Here is a 22,455-nt window from a genome sequence, read left to right as displayed (position 1 = left end):
GGAAAGAGTGAAACCCGAATACGCAGGGGAGTCACGTGGAGGCACAGCGCCGATTGCAGGAAATGCGAACCGCACGAAAAGGCCGGAATCCAATGACACCGACGAAGCCGCCGATCGGCTCGTACGTCGTCGACACCCGCACCGGGAAGGTCGGCATCGTGATGGGTCACGAGGGGCCCTACGTACAGCTGAGACCGTACGGCGGCGGCAGGGAGTGGGACGCCGACCCCCGGAACGTACGCAACGCCACCCCCGCGGAGCGGCTCCGTGCCGCCACCGCGTACGCCAACGCGCGCAGCCGCGGGGAGGTCCCTTGACGTACCCGGATGGGGAGCCGCGCGCGTAGGCGAGAATGGGGCCATGAGTCTGTTCCGCGACGACGGCATCGTGCTGCGCACCCAGAAGCTGGGTGAGGCGGACCGGATCATCACGCTGCTCACGCGCGGTCACGGACGGGTACGCGCCGTAGCCCGGGGGGTGCGGCGGACCAAGTCGAAGTTCGGCGCGCGCCTCGAACCCTTCTCCCATGTCGACGTGCAGTTCTTCGCGCGCGGCAGCGAGCTGGTGGGGCGCGGGCTGCCGCTGTGCACGCAGAGTGAGACCATCGCGCCGTACGGTGGCGCGATCGTCAGCGACTACGCCCGGTACACCGCCGGGACGGCGATGCTGGAGACCGCCGAGCGGTTCACCGACCACGAGGGCGAGCCGGCCGTGCAGCAGTATCTGCTGCTGGTCGGCGCCCTGCGCACGCTCGCGCGCGGCGAGCACGCGCCGCACCTCGTGCTCGACGCGTTCCTGCTGCGCTCCCTCGCCGTGAACGGCTACGCCCCCAGCTTCAGCGACTGTGTGAAGTGCGGGATGCCCGGGCCGAACCGGTTCTTCTCGGTGGCGTCCGGTGGCTCCGTCTGTGTGGACTGCCGGGTGCCCGGGAGTGTCGTACCCTCGCCGCGGACCCTGGAACTGCTCGCCGCGCTGCTTACGGGAGACTGGGAGACCGCGGACGCGTGCGAGCCGCGGTATGTGCGGGAGGGGAGCGGGCTGGTGTCCGCCTATCTGCACTGGCATCTGGAGCGCGGGCTGCGCTCCCTGAGGTACGTCGAGAAATAGGCACGGTAAGAGGAGACGAGAAGCTCATGGTCGTACGCGGGTTCCTGGGGCGCCAGCGCCGCGAGTACAGGACGCCGGAGCCGCACCCGTCCGGCGCGCGGCCGCCGAAGCTCCCTGGTGAGCTGGTGCCGAACCATGTGGCGATCGTCATGGACGGCAACGGCCGCTGGGCCAAGGAGCGCGGGCTGCCGCGCACCGAGGGGCACAAGGTCGGTGCCGAGCGGGTGCTGGACGTGCTCCAGGGCGCGATCGAGATGGGCGTCGGGGCTATTTCCCTGTACGCCTTCTCCACCGAGAACTGGAAGCGCTCGCCCGACGAGGTGCGCTTCCTGATGAACTTCAACCGGGACTTCATCCGCAAGACCCGGGACCAGCTCGACGAGCTGGGTGTGCGGGTGCGCTGGGTGGGGCGTATGCCCAAGCTGTGGAAGTCCGTCGCCAAGGAGCTCCAGATCGCCCAGGAGCAGACCAAGGACAACGACCGGCTGACCCTCTACTTCTGCATGAACTACGGCGGGCGCGCCGAGATCGCGGACGCGGCGAAGGCCCTCGCCGAGGACGTGAAGGCGGGGCGTCTCGACCCGTCCAAGGTCACCGAGAAGACGCTGCAGAAGTACATGTACTACCCGGACATGCCGGACGTGGACCTGTTCCTGCGGCCCAGCGGCGAGCAGCGCACCTCCAACTATCTGCTGTGGCAGAGCGCGTACGCCGAGATGGTCTTCCAGGACGTGCTGTGGCCGGACTTCGACCGCCGTGACCTGTGGCGGGCGTGTGTGGAGTTCGCCTCCCGCGACCGGCGGTTCGGCGGCGCCATCCCGAACGAGGAACTGCTGGCCATGGAGGGCAAGCAGAGTTGAGCACCGCCCCGAGGGTCGTCCGCGTCGTCCGCGGGTGCGCGGCGGGCGCGGTGTTCGCGTTCGCCGCGCTGGTCGTGGCCTTCTCCTTCGGCGGCACGGTCGAGATGGAGTCGTTCCCGGGGCTGCAGGACAACATGGCCCCGGTGGTCGTCTGGATGCTCGTGTTCGCCGCGCTGGTCGCCGCCGGCGGCGTCGCGCTGGCCGGCCTGCGGTCGTACGCGGGGTGGATCGCCGTCGTCTGTCTCGGGGCCCTCATGGCGCTGCGGATGTGGACGCTCGCGCCGATGCTGCACTGCTGGTCCTACGACAGTGTGGGACGCGAGGACGGCGCGTACTACTGCGTCAACCGCGGCGACATGCTGCGCTGAGCCGCGGGCGCGGTCAGTCCTCCGTCGCCGCTCGCGCGCAGTCCTCGCAGGTGCCGAAGATCTCCACCGTGTGCGCGACGTTCACAAAGCCGTGCTCCGAGGCGATGGCCTCCGCCCACTCCTCCACGGCCGGGCCCTCGACCTCGACCGCCTTGCCGCAGACGCGGCAGACCAGGTGGTGGTGGTGCTCGCCGGTGGAGCAGCGGCGGTAGACGGCCTCGCCGTCGGAGGTGCGCAGCACGTCGACCTCGCCGGCCTCGGCGAGGGACTGGAGGGTGCGGTAGACCGTGGTGAGTCCGACGGAGTCGCCCTTGTGCTTGAGCATGTCGTGCAGGTCCTGCGCGCTGCGGAACTCGTCGACTTCGTCGAGGGCTGCCGCCACTGCGGCACGCTGCCGGGTGGCGCGGCCCTTCACGGGCGGTCCAGCGGTCGTCACCGGTTGCCTCCTCACGTCTTGCTGTGGTCCGGGCCATTGTGCCAGCCCGGACCGGCAACGGTCAGACGCCGATCTCGTCCTCGGTCCGGCGACTGACCGGAATTGTGCACTCCGCCGGATCCCCGGAGGGATGCGCGGCGGCCAGCGCCCGGGCCCGGCGCCGGGCCAGCGGGGCCGCCAGCGCGGTCAGCACCACGAACGCGCCGATGGTCAGCAACACGATCGTCGCACCCGGCGGCACGTCCTGGTAGTACGAGGTCACCGTGCCGCCGAGGGTCACGGCCACGCCGATCGCCACCGCGATCGCGAAGGTCGCGGCGAAGCTGCGGCTGAGCTGCTGGGCGGCGGCCACCGGCACCACCATCAGCGCCGAGACCAGCAGCAGGCCGACCACGCGCATCGCGACCGTCACCGTCACGGCCGCCGTGATCGCCGTCAGCAGGTTCAGGGCACGGACCGGCAGGCCGGTGACCCGCGCGAACTCCTCGTCCTGGCTGACCGCGAACAGCTGGCGGCGCAGGCCGAGGGTGACCAGCACCACGAAGGCGGCCAGGATGCAGATCGCCGTGACGTCCGATTCCGAGACCGTCGACAGCGAACCGAAGAGGTACGAGGTCAGGTTCGCGTTGGAGCCCGTCGGCGCGAGGTTGATGAACATCACACCGCCGGCCATACCGCCGTAGAAGAGCATCGCCAGGGCGATGTCGCCGCGCGTCTTGCCGTACCAGCGGATCAGTTCCATCAGGACCGCGCCCAGCACGGAGACGAGCGTGGCCATCCAGACCGGGGACCAGGACAGCAGGAAGCCCAGGCCCACGCCGGTCATCGCCACGTGGCCGATGCCGTCGCCCATCAGGGCCTGGCGGCGCTGCACCAGGTAGATGCCGACCGCGGGCGCGGTGATGCCGACCAGGACGGCGGCGAGCAGCGCCCGCTGCATGAAGTCGTAGTTCAGGATTTCCATCAGCTCAGCAGTCCCGTCCGGATCGGTTCGGCGTCGTGAGCCGCGTGCGGATGGACGTGGTCGTGGCCGGGCAGCGCGTGCTGGCCGACGGCCTTCGGGGGCGGCCCGTCGTGCAGGACGCAGCCGTCGCGCAGGACGACCGCCCGGTCGATCAGGGGCTCCAGGGGACCGAGTTCGTGCAGGACGAGCAGGACGGTCGCGCCCTGGGAGACCTGCTCGCGCAGGGTCGCGGCGAGCACTTCCTGGCTGGCCAGGTCGACGCCGGCCATCGGCTCGTCCATGATCAGCAGTTCGGGGTCGGCGGCGAGCGCGCGGGCGATCAGCACCCGCTGGTGCTGGCCGCCGGAGAGCGCGTTGACCGAGTCGCCCGCCCGGTCCGCCATGCCGACCAGGTCCAGGGCCCGGCGTACGGCCTCGCGGTCGGCCTTGCGGAAGACGCCGAAGCGGGTGCGGGACAGGCGGCCGGAGGAGACCACCTCGTTGACCGTGGCGGGGACCCCGCCCGCGGCGGTGGTGCGCTGCGGGACGTAGCCGACCCGCGCCCAGTCTCCGAAACGCCGGCGGGGCGTGCCGAACAGCTCGATCTCGCCGGCGCTGACGGGCACCTGGCCGATGACGGTACGCACGGCCGTCGACTTGCCTGAGCCGTTCGCGCCGAGCAGCGCGACGACCTCACCGCGGGACACGGTGAGGTCGATACCGCGCAGGACGGGGCGCGAGCCCAGCTCGGCGCGTACGCCGCGCAGGGATATGACGGGCTCGCTCACAATGTGGCCTCCGTAACGATCACTTGGCGCCGAGGGCCGTCTTCAGCGCGCTGAGGTTGGACTCCATGACCTGGAAGTAGTCATCGCCCTCGGACTTGTCGGTGATGCCCTCGAGCGGGTCGAGCACGTCGGTCTTGAGGCCGGCGTCCTTCGCGAGCGTCTTCGCGGTCTTGTCGCTGACCAGTGTCTCGTAGAACACGGTGGTCACGCCGTCGGCCTTGGCCTCCTCCTGGAGCTCCTTGATCCGGGCGGGGCTCGGCTCGGACTCCGGGTCGAGGCCGGAGATGGCCTCCTGGGTCAGGCCGTAGCGCTCGGCGAGGTAGCCGAAGGCGGCGTGGTTGGTGAAGAAGACCTTCGTCTTGGTGTTCTTCAGGCCGTCCTCGAACTGGGTGTTGAGGTCGTTCAGCTTGCCGACCAGCGCGTCCGTGTTCTTCTTGTAGTCGGCCGCGTGGTCCGGGTCGGCCTTCTCGAAGGCGGCGCCGACGCCCTTGGCGACCTCGGCGTACTTCACCGGGTCCAGCCAGATGTGCGGGTCGAGGGCGTGCTCTTCCTCTTCCGAGTGTTCCTCGGCGTGCTCCTCGCCCTCGTGCCCGTGCTCGTGCTCGACGCTGCCGTGGTCCTCCAGCTTGGTGAGGGACGCGGCGTCGATCTTGTTCTTCGCGCCGGACTGGGCGACGGCCTCGTCGACGGCGGGCTGGAGGTTCTTGAGGTAGAGAACCGCGTCGGCTTCCTGGAGCTGCGCGGTCTGCTGGGTGCTGAGCTCCAGGTCGTGCGGTTCCTGACCGGGCTCGGTGAGGGTGGTGACGTTCACGTGCTCCCCGCCGATCTGCTCGGCGAGGAACTGCATCGGGTAGAACGACGCGACGACATCGAACTTGTCCGTGTTGCCCGCGTTCGCGGTGTCGCTGGAGCAGGCGGTCAGGGCAGCGAGACCGAGGGCGGTCACCGCTGCGGTGGGTATGAGGTGTCGTCGTACGTTCATGAGAGTCATTTTCAACTAAAGTGGAAACGGTTGTCAACAAACGCCCGATCGGGCTCAGGGGGATCCCGATTTGGTTAAGGGGGAGTCCGCGCCGGTAACCTGAAGCATTCGCTGGAAGCATCTCGCTTCGTCGCCCGTCGTCGTAATGAAGAGAGCACCGTGGCCGCCGACAAGATCGACACCATCGTCAGCCTGAGCAAGCGCCGTGGCTTCGTATTCCCCTGCAGTGAGATCTACGGCGGCCAGAAGGCCGCCTGGGACTACGGCCACCTGGGTGTCGAGCTCAAGGAGAACATCAAGCGCCAGTGGTGGCGCTACATGGTGACGTCGCGCGAGGACGTCGTCGGTATCGACTCGTCCGTGATCCTGGCCCCCGAGGTGTGGGTCGCCTCCGGTCACGTCGCCACCTTCACCGACCCGCTCACCGAGTGCACCTCCTGCCACAAGCGGTTCCGCGCGGACCACCTGGAAGAGGCGTACGAGGAGAAGAAGGGCCGCGCCCCCGAGAACGGCCTGGCCGACATCAACTGCCCCAACTGCGGCACCAAGGGCCAGTTCACCGAGCCCAAGCAGTTCTCGGGCCTGCTGTCGACCCACCTCGGCCCGACCCAGGACTCCGGCTCGATCGCCTACCTGCGTCCCGAGACCGCCCAGGGCATCTTCACCAACTTCGCCCAGGTGCAGACCTCTGCGCGCCGCAAGCCCCCGTTCGGCATCGCCCAGATGGGCAAGTCGTTCCGCAACGAGATCACGCCGGGCAACTTCATCTTCCGCACCCGCGAGTTCGAGCAGATGGAGATGGAGTTCTTCGTCAAGCCGGGCGAGGACGAGACGTGGCACGAGTACTGGATGGAGCAGCGCTGGAACTGGTACACCGGCCTGGGTCTCCGTGAGGAGAACATGCGCTGGTACGAGCACCCGAAGGAGAAGCTCTCCCACTACTCCAAGCGCACCGCCGACATCGAGTACCGCTTCCAGTTCGGCGGCAGCGAGTGGGGCGAGCTGGAGGGTGTCGCCAACCGCACCGACTACGACCTCAACGCCCACTCCAAGGCCTCCGGCCAGGACCTGGCCTACTACGACCAGGACGCCCAGGAGCGCTGGACGCCGTACGTCATCGAGCCCGCGGCGGGTGTCGGCCGTACGATGCTGGCCTTCCTGCTCGACGCCTACGTCGAGGACGAGGCGCCCAACGCCAAGGGCAAGATGGAGAAGCGCACGGTGCTCCGCCTGGACCACCGCCTCGCCCCGGTGAAGGTGGCCGTCCTCCCGCTCTCCCGCAACGCGGAGCTGTCCCCGAAGGCCAAGGGCCTCGCCCAGGCGCTGCGCCAGCACTGGAACATCGAGTTCGACGACGCCGGTGCCATCGGCCGCCGCTACCGCCGCCAGGACGAGATCGGCACGCCGTACTGCGTCACCGTCGACTTCGACACCCTCGAGGACAACGCGGTCACCGTCCGTGAGCGCGACACGATGAAGCAGGAGCGCGTCTCCCTCGACCAGATCGAGGGCTACCTGGCCGGCCGACTGATCGGCTGCTGACCCTCCGCGCCACTCGTTTGGCCCCCGATACAGGCTCCTGATTGGACCTGTGCCGGGGGCCATCGTGCTTCCAGGGTGGGCTCATGAGCATCGCCTTCCTCCTCACCACCCTGATCGTCGTCGCCACCCCCGGCACCGGGGTCGTCTACACCCTCGCCGCCGGGCTCTCCCGGGGCCGCCGGGCGAGCGTCGTCGCCGCGTTCGGCTGCACCCTCGGGATCGTGCCGCACATGCTGGCCACCATCACCGGCGCGGCGGCGCTGCTGCACGCCAGTGCCACCGCCTTCCAGATCCTCAAGTACGCCGGTGTCGCCTACCTCCTCTACATGGCCTGGGCCACCCTGCGGGACAAGGACGCGATCAGCGTCGAGGGCGGGGCATCGCCCGTCTCGGCGGGCCGGACGATCGTCCGGGGCGTGCTGATCAACCTCCTCAACCCCAAGCTGACGATCTTCTTCTTCGCGTTCCTGCCGCAGTTCGTGTCGCCCGACGAGTCGCACGCGCTGGTGCGGATGCTGCTGCTGAGCGGCGTCTTCATGCTGGCGACCTTCGTCGTCTTCGCCGTGTACGGGGTCCTCGCCGCGTCGGTCCGCAGGCATGTCACGTCCCGCCCACGGGTCATGGCCTGGCTGCGGCGGGGCTTCGCGGGGTCGTTCGTGGCGCTGGGGGCCGGCCTGATGACGGCTGACGGATAAGGGGTGACGGACGGGCACGTGTGACAGCCGACAGGTAACAGACAACAGGCAACAGCTTACAGATGACAGCTGACAGATATTGAAATCTGTCAGCAGTCATGTCATCGTGGAGGCATGACGACACAGACCCGCACCCTCGGAACCACCGGCCCCCAGGTCTCCGCCCTCGGTCTCGGCTGCATGGGCATGTCCGCGCTGTACGGGGACGCCGACCGCACCGAGTCGATCGCGACCATCCACGCGGCGCTCGAAGCGGGCGTCACCCTGCTCGACACCGGCGACTTCTACGGCATGGGCCACAACGAAATGCTCATCGGCGAGGCCCTGCGCACCGCCCCGGCCGCCCGCCGGGAACAGGCGCTGGTCAGCGTGAAGTTCGGCGCGCTGCGCGGCCCCGACGGCAGCTGGTTCGGCTACGACGGCCGGCCCGAAGCCGTGAAGAACTTCGCCGCCTACTCGCTCCAGCGGCTCGGCGTCGACCACATCGATGTGTACCGGATCGCCCGGCTCGACCCCTCCGTCCCGATCGAGGAGACCGTCGGCGCCATCGCCGAACTGGTCGAGCGGGGATACGTCCGGCACATCGGCCTCAGCGAGGTCGGCGCCGACACCGTCCGCAGGGCCGCCGCGACCGCGCCGATCGCGGACCTCCAGATCGAGTACTCGCTGATCTCGCGCGGCATCGAGGACGAGATCCTGCCGACCGTCCGGGACCTGGGCATCGGCATCACCGCGTACGGCGTCCTCTCGCGCGGCCTGATCTCCGGCCACTTCACCGCCGACCGGCAGCTCGCCGCGAACGACTTCCGTGCCCTCTCGCCCCGCTTCCAGGGTGAGAACCTCCAGCACAACCTGCGGCTCGTCGAGGCGCTGCGGAAGATCGCCGAGCAGAAGGGCGTATCGGTCGCGCAGATCGCCATCGCCTGGGTGCTGTCCCGGGGCGAGGACATCGTCCCGCTGGTCGGCGCCCGCCGCCGGGAGCGGCTGACCGAGGCCCTGGGCGCGCTGGACGTGACGCTGGACGCGGCCGACCTCGCGGCGATCGAGGAGGCCGTACCGGCGGACGCGGCGGCCGGTGAGCGCTACCCCGAGTCCCAGATGGCACACCTCGACAGCGAGCGGTGATCCGCCCGCCAGGTACCGTCACCTCATGGCACCGACCAGCGAGACCCTGACCGCCGAGCGCATCCTCGAGGCGACCGAGGAGGTGCTGCGCCGTCACGGCCCGGCCAAGGCCACCGTGGTGGACGTGGCCCGCGCGCTCGGCGTCAGCCATGGCAGCGTCTACCGGCACTTCCGCACCAAGGCGGCCCTGCGCGAGGCCGTGACGAAGCGCTGGCTGGACCGTACGTCCGAGGCGCTGGCCGGCATCGTCGCCGAGGCGGACCGCGATCCGGAGGAGCGGCTGCGCGCCTGGCTGCGGGCCCTGTTCGACGCCAAGCGCCGCAAGGCGGGCGACGACCCCGAGCTGTTCGCCACGTACATGGTCCTCACCGGCGAGAGCGGCGAGGCGGTCCCCGAGCACATCGCCGACCTCACCGCCCAGCTGACGGACATCATCCGCGCCGGCCTCGACGGCGGTGCCTTCACCACCCCCGACCCGGCCGCCACCGCCCGCGCCGTCTTCCACGCCACCGGCCGCTTCCACGACCCCTGCTACGCCAAGGAGTGGGAACGGCCCGGCATAGAAACGGAGTTCGAGGCCGTGGTGGAGCTGGTGGTGCGGGGGCTGCGGGCACGGAACTAGGAAAGCGGCGAGCGACCGGCCCCAGCCCCCACGGCGTTGTCCTGCCGCACCTCCAACCGCTCAGCGGCCCGTTCCGCCGTCCGTCGGGCCCACCGGCCGCTCGACAGGATCCCCACCACCAGCACCGCCGCGCCGCACGCGGTGAGGATCCACCAGCCGGGGGCGGCGGCGGAGACGAAGGACTCGCGGTACGTCGACGCCCCGATCCCGGCCGCCAGGACCGCGCCCACCACGGCGACGCCCAGCGTCTGGCCCAGCTGCCGGCTCGTCGACGCGACCGCCGCCGCGACGCCCGCCTGGCTGCGCGGCATGCCGGACACCGCCGTGTTGGTGATCGGCGCATTGACGAAACCGAACCCGATGCCGAACAGCGCGTACCCGAGGAGGAGGGTCACGTTCGACGTCTCCGCCTCGAACGCCGCGAAGAGCACCGCGCTCGCGGTCATCGCCACCCCCGCGATCAGCAGCGGGAGCCGCGGGCCCCGGCTGCCCACCAGCCGTCCGGACAGGGGTGCGCACAGGAACGTCGGTACGGCCATCGGCAGCATCCACAGGCCGGCGTGCAGGGCGTCCAGGCCGCGCACGTTCTGGAGATACAGCGTGGACAGGAAGAGGAAGCCGCCCAGTGCGGCGAACGCCGCGATCGCGATCACCGTCGCGCCGCTGAACGGGGCCGAGCGGAAGAAGCGAAGGTCGATCAGGGGGTCCGTCCGCCGGGGTTCGTACAGCAGCAGGCCCAGTAGCGCCGCTGCCGCAACCGCCGCGAACGGGAGGACCGTCGCGAAGCCGGCCGCGGGCGCCTCGATGATCGCGTACGTCAGGCCGCCGAAGAGGAGGATGACCAGCACCTGCCCGAGCGGGTCCGCCCGGCGGGGCTTCGCCGCGCGGGACTCGGGGACGTACCGGAGGGTCAGCAGCAGGGCGGCCAGTCCCACCGGCAGGTTGATCCAGAAGATCGCCCGCCAGCCGACCGACTCGACGAGCAGCCCGCCCACCAGGGGGCCCGCGGCCATCGAGATGCCGACCACCGCGCCCCAGGCACCGATCGCGCGGGCCCGTTCCCGCGGGTCCGTGAAAGTGTTGGTGATGATCGACATGGCGACCGGGTTCAGCATCGAGCCGCCCACCGCCTGGACCATCCGGAACGCGATCAGCGCGTCCAGGTTCGGCGCCATGGAGCACAGGGCCGAGCCGACGGTGAAGACGACCAGTCCCGCCAGGAAGACGCGTTTGCGGCCGATGCGGTCCGCCGTCGACCCGGCGAGCATCAGCAGCGAGGCCAGCACCAGTGTGTAGGCGTCGATCGTCCACTGGAGTCCGGACGTGGTCGCGCCGAGGTCCTCCTGCATGGAGGGGAGCGCCACGTTCAGCACGGTGTTGTCGAGGCTGACGATCAGCAGGCTCATACAGCAGATCGCGAGGACGAGCAGACGTCGGCGATGGCTGAGCTCGGGCATGCCGCCATCGTACGCCGATTTCGATAGTGCGACTAACTAAAGAATTTTACCAACTCATTGCGCTGCACAATGGAGGAATGTCCACGCCCACGCAGCCGCCCGCGCAGCCGCTCCAGATCGGTCCGCACACCGTTCAGCCGCCCGTCGTCCTGGCCCCCATGGCCGGGATCACCAACGCGCCCTTCCGCACCCTGTGCCGGGAGTTCAGCGGCGGCAAGGGACTGTTCGTCAGCGAGATGATCACCACCCGGGCGCTGGTCGAACGCAACGAGAAGACCATGCAGCTGGTCACCTTCGACCCCACCGAGCAGCCCCGCTCCATCCAGCTGTACGGCGTGGACCCGGCGACCGTCGGCAAGGCCGTCCGCATGATCGCGGAAGAGGGTCTCGCCGACCACATCGATCTCAACTTCGGCTGCCCCGTCCCCAAGGTGACGCGGAAGGGCGGCGGCTCCGCCCTGCCCTACAAGCGCAACCTGCTCCGCGCCATCCTGCGCGAGGCCGTCAGCGGCGCCGGGGATCTCCCCGTCACCATGAAGATGCGCAAGGGCATCGACGACGACCACATCACCTACCTGGACGCCGGCCGGATCGCCGTCGAGGAGGGCGTCACCGCCATCGCCCTGCACGGCCGTACCGCCGCCCAGCACTACGGCGGCACCGCCGACTGGGACGCCATCGCCCGGCTGAAGGAGCACGTCCCCGAGATCCCGGTCCTCGGCAACGGCGACATCTGGTCGGCCGAGGACGCGGTGCGGATGGTGCGCGAGACCGGCTGCGACGGGGTAGTGGTCGGGCGTGGGTGCCTGGGGCGGCCGTGGCTGTTCGCCGACCTCGTCGCCGCCTTCGAGGGGCGCCCGCAGGACGTCGCGCGCCCCGCCCTCCGCGAGGTCGCCGACGTCATGGTCCGGCACGCCCGGCTGCTCGGCGAGTGGATCGGCGACGAGTCCAAGGGCGTCGTCGACTTCCGCAAGCACGTCGCCTGGTATCTGAAGGGCTTCGCGGTCGGCTCCGAGATGCGCAAGCGGCTCGCCATCACCTCCTCCCTGGAGGAGCTGCGCGCCGGGCTCGACGAACTGGACCTCGACCAGCCCTGGCCGGCCGGCGCTGACGGGCCCCGGGGCCGTACCTCCGGCAACAACCGGGTCGTCCTGCCCGACGGCTGGCTGAAGGACCCGTACGACTGCGCGGGGATCAGCGAGGACGCGGAGCTGGACACCTCCGGCGGCTGATCAGTCCGTCTTCCGCCTGGGCGTCGAGCCGTACGCCGTCAGGAAGCGGTCCCGGAACGCGCTCATCTTCCACACCGGCGCGTCCCGGGCCGGCTCCAGGCCGTCCGTCAAGCCCCAGCCGGCGATCTTCTCCAGCACCTCCGGGTCCTTGGCGACGATCGACACCGGTACGTCCCGGCTCGCGCCGTTGCCGCTGACCCGGGCGATCGGCTGGTGGTCGCCGAGGAAGACCAGGACGGTGTCCTCACCGCCGTAGCGCCGCAGCCACTGGGTGAGGCTGGTCACCGAGTACTGGACCGACCTGCCGTACTCGGTCTTCGAGCGGTCGGAGCTGGCGACGACCTCCGCCGGGTCGGCGCCCTTCTCCTCGATGCCCTGGAAGATCCGCCCGTCGCCCAGTTCGTCCCAGCCGACCAGCTCGGGGATCGGCGCCCAGGGCTGGTGGCTGGAGGTGAGGATGACCTCCGCCATCAGCGGCTTCTCCCGCTTCTTCCCGTGCTCCAGCCGCTGGAACGCCTCCAGCGCGTACTGGTCCGGCATCGTCGACCAGCTGAACTTCGGGCCGCGATAGCCCAGGTGGAAGGCGTCGTAGACGTGGTCGAGGCCGTAGAACTCCGCCTCCGGCCAGGCCTTCTGCACCCCCGGCATGACCCCGACCGTCCGCCACGCCCCCGTCTTCTGGAAGGCCTTGGTGAGGGTGAGGTGGTCGCCGGAGGTGACTGTGCGGTACCGCTGCTGGTTGGCGATCCACAGGCCCGACAGGAACGTGGAGTGGCCGAGCCAGCTGCTGCCGCCGTACGTCGCCGAGGTCAGCCAGCCGCTCTTCGCCCGGAACCCGGCCTTCGCCAGCGCCTCGGTGCTCGACTCCAGGGTGCGGTGGACGCCCGGGCGGATCGCCGGGTCCTCGATGGCGCTGCGGCCGTAGCTCTCGATGAACGTGAAGATCACGTCCTTGCCGCGCAGATCGGGGACCAGCTGCCCGGGCGGGGTCGCCCCGAACGCGTCGGCCTTGGCCTCCCTGGCGAACGCCGCCTCGTCCCGCAGGGTGGCCCGCACCCGCTCCGTCTGGATCCGGACCAGCGCCGACGCGTGGTCGGAGGCGACCGGCAGTCCCGCGAGCTGCACGCCCAGCGCGGCGGTCGTCGTCCATACGACGGCGGCGGCGAGCGTGGAGCGGACGGCGACCGTGCGATGGCGGGCCAGCAGCTCGCCCAGCCGGACCGTGGCCAGCGTGAGCAGTGCGCACAGCAGGAGGACGAGGACGATCACTCCGGCGGCCAGACCGAGCGCGCCCGCCGCGCCCATCGTGTCCCCGGCGTACGACTGGGCGTCGTCGAGCAGTTCCCAGTCCAGGACCAGGTTGAAGCCCCGGCCCAGATACTCGTGGAACCCCATATCCAGCAGGTTCAGCACCGTCAGCGCGGACAGCACCAGCCCGGCGGACACCGCCACCGCCAGCCGGGGCCGGCGCGGCAGCGCCAGCAGCAGCGCGGCGCCGATGATCGCCTCCACCGGGATCCGCAGGAACTTGCCCGGCGTGAGGGTGTGCAGGGTGTTCGGCAGCAGCAGGGCCAGCAGGACGAGCAGGGCGGACAGGACGGTGAGCGTCCGGCTCAGCACCCGCGCGGCGGTGGGATGGGCGGTGCGCCAGCGGGCGAGGACAGACACCCGGGGTCCTTCCGTACGGGGCTGGTCTGGCGGCGGACCCGGCGTGGGGGAACGGGTCCGCCGCCATGTCGTACGGCCGGACCCGGTCCAGCGTTCACGTCAAGTCCCGAATCTCCGTGCCGTGACCCGGGCTGCCGCCCTGGGGCTGAATGGAGGAGTCCCCTCCCCGAGCGTGCAAGGACCCCCTCCCATGACCCTCGCGAGCCCCCGACGCTTCGTCCTCCTCATGGCCGCCACCGTCCTGGCCGCCGGAGCCACCTCCCTCTCCGCGCCGGCGTTCGCCGCCACACTGGGCCAGGACCCCAAGGTCCCCGACACCTGCGGATGGATACTGACCGACGACGGCTACAACGTCTGCACCTACTCCGGCCCCTCCGACGCGACCGGTGGCGACACCGACTTCGGCGAGGCGTCCGACGGGGATCCCTCGGTCGCGACCGGCGGTGACACCGACTTCGGCGAGGTGCCCGACCAGGATCTCTCTGTCGTGACCGGCGGCGACACCGAGGCGCCGGCCGGGGGCTCCTCCGGCGCGGCCGGTGGTGACACCGAGCCGCCCAACGGGAGTTCGTCTGCCGCCACCGGCGGCGACACCGAGCCGCCCACCGGCGGCGGTCCCGGCCCCCGCGACGACATCGACTACGGCGGCTACACGCCCCCCATCGACTCCGGTCCCATCGTCAAGTGATCCCGGCCTCCGTCTAGGCGCCGCCCACCGCCGTCAGCAGGGCGAGCGGCGCCGCCGCCGACCGCGACTCCCGTACGCACGCGTGCGGGTACGGCACCGGCTCGGCGTGGGTGTCGCGGCCGTAGCCCGCCAGCACCTCCGGCAGCCGGTGCCCGGTCGCCGTCGCCGCGTCGACCAGGGCGTGCGCGACCGTGCGGGCCTCGTCGTGCAGGCCGTAGCGGGCCAGGCCCAGGGCGATCAGCGCGTTGTCGTGCGGCCACACCGAACCCCGGTGGTACGACAGCGGGTGGTACGCCGGCTGGCCCGCCGCCAGGGTGCGTACGCCCCAGCCGGAGAAGAAGTCCGGGTCGACGAGGCGCCGCCCGACGAGTTCCCCGTACTCCTTGTCCAGCAGCCCGGACCACAGCAGATGCCCGGCGTCGGAGGCCAGCGCGTCCACCTGGCGGCCGTCGCCGTCCAGCGCGAGCGCCGGGAAGGACTGCTCCGGCATCCAGAAGTCCCGCTGGAAGCGGTCGCGGAGATCCCCGGCCGCCTGTTCCAGCAGCGCCGCGTAGGTCTCGTCCGCCCAGACCGTACGGGCGAGCTGGGCGGTGCGGCGCAGGGCGTCGTACGCGTACCCCTGCGCGCCCGCCGCCATCACCGGGCCGCTCGGGCGGGTGCCGTCGGCCCAGCAGATCGCGCCGGGGGAGTCCTTCCAGTTCTGGTTGGCGAGACCGCCCTGGTCGGCGCGGTAGACGAGATAGCCGCGCGAGGTCAGTCCGCCGTGGTCCAGCATCCAGCCGACCGCCGCGCGAGCGTGCGGCTCCAGGCGGCGGGCCAGGGCCGTGTCCCCGGTCTGGTCGACGTACGCGCCGAGCAGCACCAGGAAGAGCGGGGTGGCGTCCACCGAGCCGTAGTACCGGCCGAACGGCACCTGCCCGAAGTGCGCCAGCTCGCCGTACCGCACCTCGTGCACGATCTTTCCGGGCTGTGCCACCGAACCGGGGTGCGCCTCGGTGGCCTGGGTCGCGGCGAGCGCGGGCAGGGTCGCGGCGGCCAGCTGGGGCCGGTAGGGCAGCGCGAACAGGGCGGTGAGCAGGGCGTCGCGGCCCAGCAGCGCCAGGAACCAGGGCGCTCCGCCCGCCGGCACGCGCAGATCCTCGCCGTCGGGGCCGGTCGCCGGGATCTGCAGCGAGGCCAGGTCGGCGAGGCCGCGGGCGCAGGCCGCCGCCAGTTCCGGCCAGCCGGTGGGGAAGGCCACGCCCTCCATGAACCGGCCCTCCCGCGCGAGCTGCCGGTCGCCCACGGCGGCCGGGGAGCTGGGCACCCGCAGCGCCCGCTTCTCGCCGTGCGGCCGGGCCATCACCCGCAGGGTCAGCTCGGCCGTGCCGTGCGGTTCGAGGTCGAGGGTCCACACCAGGCGGCGGGCCCCGGTGCCGGTCTCCTCGACGGCGTCCGGGGCGGGCTCGGCGGTGACCGTCGTGGAGGACCGCCACTCGCCGCGCTGGTAGGTGAACTCCAGTCCGTGGTCGAGGACCTGGCGGCGGCGGACGGCGCCCGGCTTGTGGTACGTGCGGTGGTCGGAGCGCAGCTCGAACTGGTCGGTGAAGTCGGCGTCGGCGGTGATGGCGAGCCGGACCGTGGTCGGCACCGGGCGGTTGCTGGTGACCCGCAGCCGCTCCACGAACGAGCTGTCGCCGACGGCCTGTTCCCGGAAGATCGTATACGCGGGCGGCTCCTGCCGTCCGCCGCGCGGGACCAGCACACAGCGCGCGGTGTCCCCGTCGGCCACCGGCGACAGGGTCTCCGGCACCGCGCCGTCGACGGTGAGCTGCCAGCGGCTCAGATGCCGGGCGTCGCGCACGAAGAGCCCGTCGGGCAGGCCCGGCCGCCCCGCCCCGCCGGTCCGTACCCCGCTGATGTCGCCGCCGTCGCCCACGGCGGCGAACGTCCCGCCGTGCACGAGCGGATGATGCCGGTCCGTCATCCCCGGTCCCCTCCCCTGAGGTCACTGCTGGGCTCACTGCTGGCGGTCTGGTCGGTCTCTTCCCGGTGGTCCGGATCGAGCTGGTGGTCCAGATCGAGGGCGAGGGCGGCGGTCCAGCCGAAGCCGGTCGCGCCGCAGGCCTCGCCGGTGTACGGATCGACGTACTCCGCGAACCCGGAGGCGTCCGCGAGGTCGAGGACCGCCGTGCGCAGCGCGTCGGCCCGCTCCCGCTCGCCGTGCGTGCGCAGCCCCCGCTCCACCAGCCAGCTCGTGTTGAACCAGGCCGGGCCGCGCCAGTACCGGTGCCGGTCGAAGGACTCGCCGAGCAGGTCGTAGCTCGGCACCAGGCGGGTGGTGTCGCCGAGGCCGAAGTGCGGGCCGGTGAGGGTCCGCACCAGGGCGCCGGCGAGGTCGCGGGGGAGGGTGGGCAGCAGCAGCGGGATCAGGCCGGAGACACCGCGCTCGGGGACGAGTTCGCCGGAGCGGACGTCACGGCAGAAGAACATCCCCTCCCGCTCGGCGTACAGGCGGTCGATCAGCACCCCGGTCAGCCGCTCGGCGCGGGCGTGCCGGGCCGTGCCGGTCGCGCCCAGTTCGCGGGCGATGCGGGCGAGGGCGTGCTCGGAGGCGATGAGCAGGGCGTTGAAGGCGGGGTCCTCGACGGCGAAGTCGCTCTCCCCGTCGGCATATCCCCGGTCCCGGTAGTCCGTCGCCAGGCGCACATACCGGCCGTAGTCCAGATCCGTCGGGCGGTCCTCGGGCGCGCCGTGGTCGAGGTCGGCGCGGCGGAAGGAGCGGGCCGGGGCCGGGGTGACGCGGGCGAGCGGGGCGTCCCAGCAGGGGCTGTTGTCCATGCCCTGCTCCCACGGGTGCACGACCGAGGCGAGCCCGGCGCCGCCCAGGTCCCGCCGGTGCAGCAGATAGCGGTGCCAGGCGGCCAGCCGCGGATACACCCCGGCGAGGAAGCCGCGCGCCCGCGAAAGACCCGGGTCGGCGCGGTGCACCAGCCAGGCCGCGAGCGCGTGCACCGGTGGCTGCACGATCCCGGACGTCTGTACGGTGCGCGGGGCGCCCGCGGCGCGCCCGGCGGTCGAGGAGCGCCAGAAGTCGGGGCTCGGGAAGTACGCGTCGAGCGGCACGGAGGGGTTGAAGACGATGTGCGGGATCCGCCCGTCGCCCCACTGGGCGGCGAGCAGCGTCTCCAGCTCGGTCTGGGCCCGTAACGGCGACAGGTGCCGCAGGCCGATCGCGATGAACGCGGAGTCCCAGGACCACTGGTGCGGATACAGGCCGCGGGAAGGCACGGTGGAGGTGCCCGTCCAGTTGTCCTCCAGCACCTGGGCGGCTCTGACATGCGGCGAACCAGCCGCGGGAGGCGGATCGTATGCGATGTCACGCTCGGCGCGACGGACTGTGAGCTGGGCAGTGCGATCCACTCGGGGCTCCCCGAAAGGCGTCCGGCCGACCGGTTCGGTCATGGCCACCGTAGAGTTACGTCTATTTAACACGCAAAACTCAATATGTAATGCAAGCTTGAGAAACACAAGGGGGTGCGCATGACCGGACGGCCGGGAAGGACCGGAAAGAGCGGCGGCCAGGCGAGCGCCGGCGAGCTGCTCGAACTGGTGCGCAGTGGCCGCGCCACCACACGGGGCGCGCTCCAGCAGGTCACCGGGCTGTCCCGGGCCACCGTCGGCCAGCGCCTGGACCGGCTCTTCCGCGCGGGCTGGCTGCGCGAGGGCGCCGGCGGACCGGTGGACTCCCCGCTGGGCGGCCGGCCCTCCATCACCCTGGAGTTCGACGACGAACACGCGGTCGTCCTCGCCGCCGACCTCGACACCCGGCACGCACGAGCGGCCGTCCTCTCGCTGACCGGCGAGATCCACGCCGAGCACTCCGGCACCCTCGTCATCGAGGACGGCCCCGACGCGGTCCTCGGCGAGCTGGGCCGCTGGTTCGCCGAGCTGCTGGAGAAGGCCGGACACCGCGCCGAGGAGGTCTGTGGCATCGGACTGGCCGTACCGGGCCCGGTGGACAACGGCACCGGCCGGGTCGTCCAGCCGCCGATCATGCCCGGCTGGGACGGCTACGACATAAGGGGCCGCCTGGCCAGGGCGTTCACCGACCACACGGGCGCCGGCGAGGTGCCCGTGCTGGTGGACAACGACGCCAACCTGATGGCGTACGGCGAACAGCGCACGTCGTACCCCGACTGCTCGGCGTTCGTCCTGGTGAAGGTCTCCACCGGTATCGGCGCCGGTGTCGTGGTCGACGGCTCGGTCTACCGGGGCATCGACGGCGGCGCCGGGGACATCGGCCACATCCGGGTGCCGGAGGGCTCGGGCGCGCTGTGCCGGTGCGGTTCCTACGGCTGTCTGGCCGCCGTGGCCAGCGGCGGTGCCGTCGCCCGACGGCTGGCCGAGAGCGGGGTGCCGGCGGCGTCCGGCTCGGACGTACGGGACCTGCTCGCGGCCGGGCATCCGGAGGCGGTGGGGCTGGCCCGGGAGGCCGGCCGCCGGGTCGGCGACGTCCTCGCCACGGTCGTGACCCTGCTGAATCCCGGGGTGCTGATGATCGCGGGGGATCTGGCCGGAACACCCTTCCTGACGGGTGTGCGGGAGCTGCTGTACCAGCGGGCGCTGCCGCGTTCCACCGCTCATCTGGAGGTCGTGACCTCGCGGCTGGGGGAGCGGGCGGGCCTGGTGGGGGCGGGGGCGCTGGTCGTGGAGCACCTGTACGCGCCCGAGCGGGTGGAGGAGCGGCTGCGGGCGATGGGGGTCTGAGAGACCCTGGTGTGACGGCCGGGTGTGACGGCTGGATTTCCATCTCGGGACGCGTCCGGATGGTGAAATCCGGCAGCTCGTGGCAGCGTGATTCTCGCCACCCTTGATAAGGGTTGCGCTCAGATGAGCGGATCATGGGCGACTGCACTTCTCCAAGGGGTGGCACTCAGTGCCACCCCTTGATCGTTCACCGATCGAACTCAGGCGTGCTGGAGTCCGCTCATGTGAGCACCAAATCCGGTCTACGGGCGTTGTTGCGTTCAAGAAGTGAAAACATGACCCGTCGGCGGCTTACCAAGCCTTGACTTTCGATCCGCTGGCGGACGACTGGTTACAGGCGCATGACGCGCAAGTAGACGTACCCAGCGGCCTTCGATCTGGGTATGTTCCTCGCCGTCAGGGCAGCCACCGCGTCCTCGAGGAGTCGAGACCCGTGTCGGAAAACAAAGATCCCCAGGTAGCCGAGCAGGGCGGCAGTGTTGAGGGCGTGAAGTTCGTTTACGACTTCACCGAGGGCAACAAGGACCTCAAGGACCTCCTCGGCGGCAAGGGCGCGAACCTCGCCGAGATGACCAACCTGGGCCTTCCCGTCCCGCCCGGCTTCACCATCACCACCGAGGCCTGCAAGGTCTACCTGGAGAGCGGCGAGGAGCCGGCGGCACTGCGTGACGAGGTGAGTGCGCACCTCGACGCGCTGGAGCAGCGGATGGGCAAGAAGCTCGGTCAGGCCGACAACCCGCTCCTGGTCTCGGTCCGCTCCGGCGCCAAGTTCTCCATGCCGGGCATGATGGACACCGTCCTGAACATCGGTCTGTCCGACAAGTCGGTGCAGGGCCTGGCCAAGCAGGCCGGCGACGAGCGGTTCGCCTGGGACTCGTACCGCCGCCTCATCCAGATGTTCGGCAAGACCGTCCTCGGCGTCGACGGCGACCTCTTCGAGGAGGCGCTGGAGAAGGCCAAGGAGGCCAAGAAGGTCACGGTCGACACCGAGCTGGAGGCCGCGGACCTGAAGAAGCTGGTCACCGCCTTCAAGAAGATCGTCAAGAAGGAGGCGGGCCGCGACTTCCCGCAGGACCCGCGCGAGCAGATGGACCTCGCCATCAAGGCGGTCTTCGACTCCTGGAACGGCGACCGCGCCAAGCTGTACCGCCGCCAGGAGCGCATCCCGCACGACCTCGGCACGGCCGTCAACGTCTGCTCGATGGTCTTCGGCAACCTGGGCCCGGACTCCGGCACCGGTGTCGCCTTCACCCGCGACCCCGCCTCCGGCCACCAGGGCGTCTACGGCGACTACCTGCAGAACGCCCAGGGCGAGGACGTGGTGGCGGGCATCCGCAACACCGTCCCGCTGGCGGAGCTGGAGACGATCGACAAGAAGTCGTACGACCAGCTGATGCAGATCATGGAGACCCTGGAGAACCACTACAAGGATCTCTGTGACATCGAGTTCACCATCGAGCGCGGCCAGCTCTGGATGCTCCAGACCCGCGTCGGCAAGCGCACGGCGGGCGCGGCCTTCCGTATCGCCACCCAGCTGGTGGACCAGGGCCTGATCGACGAGGCGGAAGCCCTCCAGCGTGTCACCGGCGCCCAGCTCGCCCAGCTGATGTTCCCCCGCTTCGACGACAAGGCGAAGGTCGAGCAGGTCGGCCGGGGCATCGCGGCCTCGCCGGGCGCGGCGGTCGGCAAGGCGGTCTTCGACTCGTACACCGCGGTGAAGTGGTCGCGCTCGGGCGAGAAGGTCATCCTGATCCGCCGCGAGACCAACCCCGACGACCTGGACGGCATGATCGCGGCGGAGGGCATCCTGACCTCGCGCGGCGGCAAGACGTCCCACGCGGCCGTCGTCGCCCGCGGCATGGGCAAGACCTGCGTCTGCGGCGCGGAGGAGCTGGAGGTCGACACCAAGCGCCGCCGGATGACGGTGCCGGGCGGCCACGTCGTCGAGGAAGGCGACCTGATCTCCATCGACGGCTCCAGCGGCAAGGTGTACCTCGGCGAGGTGCCGGTCGTGCCCTCCCCGGTCGTGGAGTACTTCGAGGGCCGGATGCACGCCGGCGCCCAGGACGCCGACGAGCTGGTCGAGGCCGTGCACCGGATCATGGCGTTCGCCGACCGCAAGCGCCGCCTCCGGGTGCGCGCCAACGCCGACAACGCCGAGGACGCGCTGCGCGCCCGCCGGTTCGGCGCCCAGGGCATCGGCCTGTGCCGCACCGAGCACATGTTCCTCGGCGACCGGCGCGAGCTGGTCGAGCGGCTGATCCTGGCCGACACCGAGGAGGAGCGCGAGGAGGCCCTGCAGCAGCTGCTGCCGCTGCAGAAGAAGGACTTCGTGGAGCTGTTCTCCGCGATGGACGGCCTGCCCGTCACCGTCCGGCTGCTCGACCCGCCGCTGCACGAGTTCCTGCCCGACATCACCGAGCTGTCGGTCCGCGTGGCCCTCGCCGAGTCCCGCCAGGAGCCGCACGAGAACGACCTGCGCCTGCTCCAGGCCGTGCACCGCCTGCACGAGCAGAACCCGATGCTGGGCCTGCGCGGCGTACGCCTGGGCCTCGTCATCCCCGGCCTGTTCACCATGCAGGTCCGCGCGATCGCCGAGGCGGCCGCCGAGCGCAAGAACGCCAAGGGCGACCCGCGCGCGGAGATCATGATCCCGCTCGTCGGCACCGTCCAGGAGCTCGAGATCGTCCGCGAGGAGGCCGACCAGGTCATCGCCGAGGTCGAGGCCGCCACCGGCACCGAGCTGAAGCTGTCCATCGGCACGATGATCGAGCTGCCGCGCGCCGCGGTGACCGCCGGTCAGATCGCCGAGGCCGCCGAGTTCTTCTCCTTCGGCACGAACGACCTGACCCAGACGGTGTGGGGCTTCTCCCGCGACGACGTGGAGGCCTCGTTCTTCACGGCGTACCTGGAGAAGGGCATCTTCGGCGTCAGCCCGTTCGAGACCATCGACAAGGACGGCGTCGGCGCGCTGGTCAAGGCGGCGGCGAAGGCGGGCCGCGAGACCCGCCCGGACATCAAGCTCGGCGTCTGCGGCGAGCACGGCGGCGACCCGGAGTCCGTCCACTTCTTCCACGAAGTGGGCCTGGACTACGTCTCCTGCTCCCCGTTCCGCATCCCGGTCGCCCGCCTCGAGGCCGGCCGCGCGGCGTCCACCTCGGAGGGCAGCGACCACCGCTGACCTCCCCCGGCC

The 22,455-nt window shown here is 70.9% G+C and carries 20 protein-coding genes; 12 read left to right on the top strand and 8 right to left on the bottom strand.

Features of this window, described 5'->3' with window-relative positions; genetic code table 11:
* The first annotated feature begins 92 nt into the window (after window positions 1-92).
* From ACZ42A_RS03575 to ACZ42A_RS03560, 4 genes are read left to right on the top strand one after another with little or no spacing between them, the layout of a single operon-like run.
* Window positions 93-317: a hypothetical protein gene (locus ACZ42A_RS03575; RefSeq protein ID WP_365758959.1), complete on the top strand. Its 225-nt coding sequence runs from the start codon at window positions 93-95 to the stop codon at window positions 315-317.
* 43 nt (window positions 318-360) lie between these two features.
* Complete coding sequence (gene recO, locus ACZ42A_RS03570) at window positions 361-1,107, top strand: DNA repair protein RecO (protein ID WP_365758962.1); 747 nt, start codon at window positions 361-363, stop codon at window positions 1,105-1,107.
* Between the two features lie 26 nt (window positions 1,108-1,133).
* A complete protein-coding gene (locus tag ACZ42A_RS03565) occupies window positions 1,134-1,967 on the top strand; it encodes an isoprenyl transferase (protein WP_468525464.1) in 834 nt (277 codons plus the stop codon).
* Window positions 1,964-2,335, top strand: coding sequence for a hypothetical protein (locus tag ACZ42A_RS03560; RefSeq protein WP_468525463.1), 372 nt, complete (start codon window positions 1,964-1,966; stop codon window positions 2,333-2,335). Before ACZ42A_RS03565 ends, ACZ42A_RS03560 begins: the two co-directional genes overlap by 4 nt.
* A 13-nt stretch (window positions 2,336-2,348) precedes the next feature.
* Here ACZ42A_RS03560 and ACZ42A_RS03555 read toward each other — a convergent pair whose 3' ends face one another.
* The 4 genes from ACZ42A_RS03555 to ACZ42A_RS03540 form a co-directional block, all read right to left on the bottom strand.
* A complete protein-coding gene (locus ACZ42A_RS03555; protein WP_468525462.1) occupies window positions 2,349-2,771 on the bottom strand; it encodes a Fur family transcriptional regulator in 423 nt (140 codons plus the stop codon).
* 61 nt (window positions 2,772-2,832) lie between these two features.
* Window positions 2,833-3,735 (bottom strand): metal ABC transporter permease, encoded by a 903-nt coding sequence (locus tag ACZ42A_RS03550; protein WP_468525461.1) that lies wholly within the window; start codon window positions 3,733-3,735, stop codon window positions 2,833-2,835.
* Window positions 3,735-4,505, bottom strand: a complete 771-nt coding sequence (locus tag ACZ42A_RS03545) for a metal ABC transporter ATP-binding protein (RefSeq protein ID WP_468526125.1) — start codon at window positions 4,503-4,505, stop codon at window positions 3,735-3,737. The genes ACZ42A_RS03550 and ACZ42A_RS03545 overlap by 1 nt, the downstream gene beginning before the upstream one ends.
* 16 nt (window positions 4,506-4,521) lie before the next feature.
* Window positions 4,522-5,484 carry a zinc ABC transporter substrate-binding protein gene (locus ACZ42A_RS03540; RefSeq protein ID WP_468525460.1) on the bottom strand — a complete coding sequence of 321 codons (963 nt, stop codon included), beginning with the start codon at window positions 5,482-5,484 and terminating at the stop codon, window positions 4,522-4,524.
* A gap of 159 nt (window positions 5,485-5,643) precedes the next feature.
* On the opposite strand from ACZ42A_RS03540, the gene ACZ42A_RS03535 reads away from it, so the two are divergent.
* From ACZ42A_RS03535 to ACZ42A_RS03520, 4 genes are all read left to right on the top strand, one after another.
* The gene (locus ACZ42A_RS03535) at window positions 5,644-7,026 is read left to right on the top strand and encodes a glycine--tRNA ligase (RefSeq protein WP_468525459.1); all 1,383 of its coding nucleotides are present in this window, start codon (window positions 5,644-5,646) and stop codon (window positions 7,024-7,026) included.
* Window positions 7,027-7,109: 83 nt separating this feature from the next.
* Entirely contained in the window at window positions 7,110-7,721 is a 612-nt protein-coding gene (locus ACZ42A_RS03530; RefSeq protein ID WP_468525458.1) for a LysE family translocator, read from the top strand.
* 114 nt (window positions 7,722-7,835) lie between these two features.
* Window positions 7,836-8,846 carry an aldo/keto reductase gene (locus ACZ42A_RS03525; protein ID WP_468525457.1) on the top strand — a complete coding sequence of 337 codons (1,011 nt, stop codon included), beginning with the start codon at window positions 7,836-7,838 and terminating at the stop codon, window positions 8,844-8,846.
* Window positions 8,847-8,871: 25 nt separating this feature from the next.
* A complete protein-coding gene (locus ACZ42A_RS03520; protein WP_468525456.1) occupies window positions 8,872-9,468 on the top strand; it encodes a TetR/AcrR family transcriptional regulator in 597 nt (198 codons plus the stop codon).
* On the opposite strand, the gene ACZ42A_RS03515 is transcribed toward ACZ42A_RS03520, so the two are convergent.
* Window positions 9,465-10,925: an MFS transporter gene (locus ACZ42A_RS03515; RefSeq protein ID WP_468525455.1), complete on the bottom strand. Its 1,461-nt coding sequence runs from the start codon at window positions 10,923-10,925 to the stop codon at window positions 9,465-9,467. The genes ACZ42A_RS03520 and ACZ42A_RS03515 overlap by 4 nt on opposite strands.
* Window positions 10,926-11,002: 77 nt before the next feature.
* Between ACZ42A_RS03515 and dusB the strand changes: the two genes are divergently transcribed.
* Window positions 11,003-12,157 carry a tRNA dihydrouridine synthase DusB gene (gene dusB / locus ACZ42A_RS03510; RefSeq protein WP_468525454.1) on the top strand — a complete coding sequence of 385 codons (1,155 nt, stop codon included), beginning with the start codon at window positions 11,003-11,005 and terminating at the stop codon, window positions 12,155-12,157.
* On the opposite strand, the gene ACZ42A_RS03505 is transcribed toward dusB, so the two are convergent.
* Window positions 12,158-13,825 carry an alkaline phosphatase family protein gene (locus ACZ42A_RS03505; protein WP_468525453.1) on the bottom strand — a complete coding sequence of 556 codons (1,668 nt, stop codon included), beginning with the start codon at window positions 13,823-13,825 and terminating at the stop codon, window positions 12,158-12,160.
* 190 nt (window positions 13,826-14,015) lie between these two features.
* On the opposite strand from ACZ42A_RS03505, the gene ACZ42A_RS03500 reads away from it, so the two are divergent.
* The gene (locus ACZ42A_RS03500; protein ID WP_468525452.1) at window positions 14,016-14,513 is read left to right on the top strand and encodes a hypothetical protein; all 498 of its coding nucleotides are present in this window, start codon (window positions 14,016-14,018) and stop codon (window positions 14,511-14,513) included.
* Window positions 14,514-14,526: 13 nt separating this feature from the next.
* Here the strand turns inward: ACZ42A_RS03500 and ACZ42A_RS03495 are convergent, their stop codons facing one another.
* Entirely contained in the window at window positions 14,527-16,479 is a 1,953-nt protein-coding gene (locus ACZ42A_RS03495; RefSeq protein WP_468525451.1) for an amylo-alpha-1,6-glucosidase, read from the bottom strand.
* Window positions 16,476-17,915, bottom strand: a complete 1,440-nt coding sequence (locus ACZ42A_RS03490; RefSeq protein ID WP_468525450.1) for an MGH1-like glycoside hydrolase domain-containing protein — start codon at window positions 17,913-17,915, stop codon at window positions 16,476-16,478. The genes ACZ42A_RS03495 and ACZ42A_RS03490 overlap by 4 nt, the downstream gene beginning before the upstream one ends.
* A 120-nt stretch (window positions 17,916-18,035) precedes the next feature.
* Here ACZ42A_RS03490 and ACZ42A_RS03485 point away from each other — a divergent pair, with 120 nt between their 5' ends.
* The gene (locus ACZ42A_RS03485) at window positions 18,036-19,262 is read left to right on the top strand and encodes an ROK family protein (RefSeq protein WP_468525449.1); all 1,227 of its coding nucleotides are present in this window, start codon (window positions 18,036-18,038) and stop codon (window positions 19,260-19,262) included.
* A 433-nt stretch (window positions 19,263-19,695) separates the two neighbouring features.
* Window positions 19,696-22,443: a pyruvate, phosphate dikinase gene (gene ppdK / locus ACZ42A_RS03480; RefSeq protein ID WP_468525448.1), complete on the top strand. Its 2,748-nt coding sequence runs from the start codon at window positions 19,696-19,698 to the stop codon at window positions 22,441-22,443.
* Window positions 22,444-22,455: the final 12 nt, after the last annotated feature.

This window comes from Streptomyces sp. NPDC030838 (assembly GCF_055572035.1).
Note: the sequence above shows the minus strand (reverse complement) of the source record. Positions and strands in the feature narration are given on the sequence as shown.

What these genes read in the sequence shown, in the direction of transcription:
- ACZ42A_RS03575 (WP_365758959.1), top strand. Translation starts at nt 93, where the DNA reads ATGACACCGACGAAGCCGCCGATCGGCTCGTACGTCGTCGACACCCGC.
- recO (WP_365758962.1), top strand. Translation starts at nt 361, where the DNA reads ATGAGTCTGTTCCGCGACGACGGCATCGTGCTGCGCACCCAGAAGCTG.
- ACZ42A_RS03565 (WP_468525464.1), top strand. Translation starts at nt 1,134, where the DNA reads ATGGTCGTACGCGGGTTCCTGGGGCGCCAGCGCCGCGAGTACAGGACG.
- ACZ42A_RS03550 (WP_468525461.1), bottom strand. Translation starts at nt 3,735, where the DNA reads ATGGAAATCCTGAACTACGACTTCATGCAGCGGGCGCTGCTCGCCGCC.
- ACZ42A_RS03540 (WP_468525460.1), bottom strand. Translation starts at nt 5,484, where the DNA reads ATGAACGTACGACGACACCTCATACCCACCGCAGCGGTGACCGCCCTC.
- ACZ42A_RS03530 (WP_468525458.1), top strand. Translation starts at nt 7,110, where the DNA reads ATGAGCATCGCCTTCCTCCTCACCACCCTGATCGTCGTCGCCACCCCC.
- ACZ42A_RS03525 (WP_468525457.1), top strand. Translation starts at nt 7,836, where the DNA reads ATGACGACACAGACCCGCACCCTCGGAACCACCGGCCCCCAGGTCTCC.
- ACZ42A_RS03520 (WP_468525456.1), top strand. Translation starts at nt 8,872, where the DNA reads ATGGCACCGACCAGCGAGACCCTGACCGCCGAGCGCATCCTCGAGGCG.
- ACZ42A_RS03515 (WP_468525455.1), bottom strand. Translation starts at nt 10,925, where the DNA reads ATGCCCGAGCTCAGCCATCGCCGACGTCTGCTCGTCCTCGCGATCTGC.
- dusB (WP_468525454.1), top strand. Translation starts at nt 11,003, where the DNA reads ATGTCCACGCCCACGCAGCCGCCCGCGCAGCCGCTCCAGATCGGTCCG.
- ACZ42A_RS03500 (WP_468525452.1), top strand. Translation starts at nt 14,016, where the DNA reads ATGACCCTCGCGAGCCCCCGACGCTTCGTCCTCCTCATGGCCGCCACC.
- ACZ42A_RS03495 (WP_468525451.1), bottom strand. Translation starts at nt 16,479, where the DNA reads ATGACGGACCGGCATCATCCGCTCGTGCACGGCGGGACGTTCGCCGCC.
- ACZ42A_RS03485 (WP_468525449.1), top strand. Translation starts at nt 18,036, where the DNA reads ATGACCGGACGGCCGGGAAGGACCGGAAAGAGCGGCGGCCAGGCGAGC.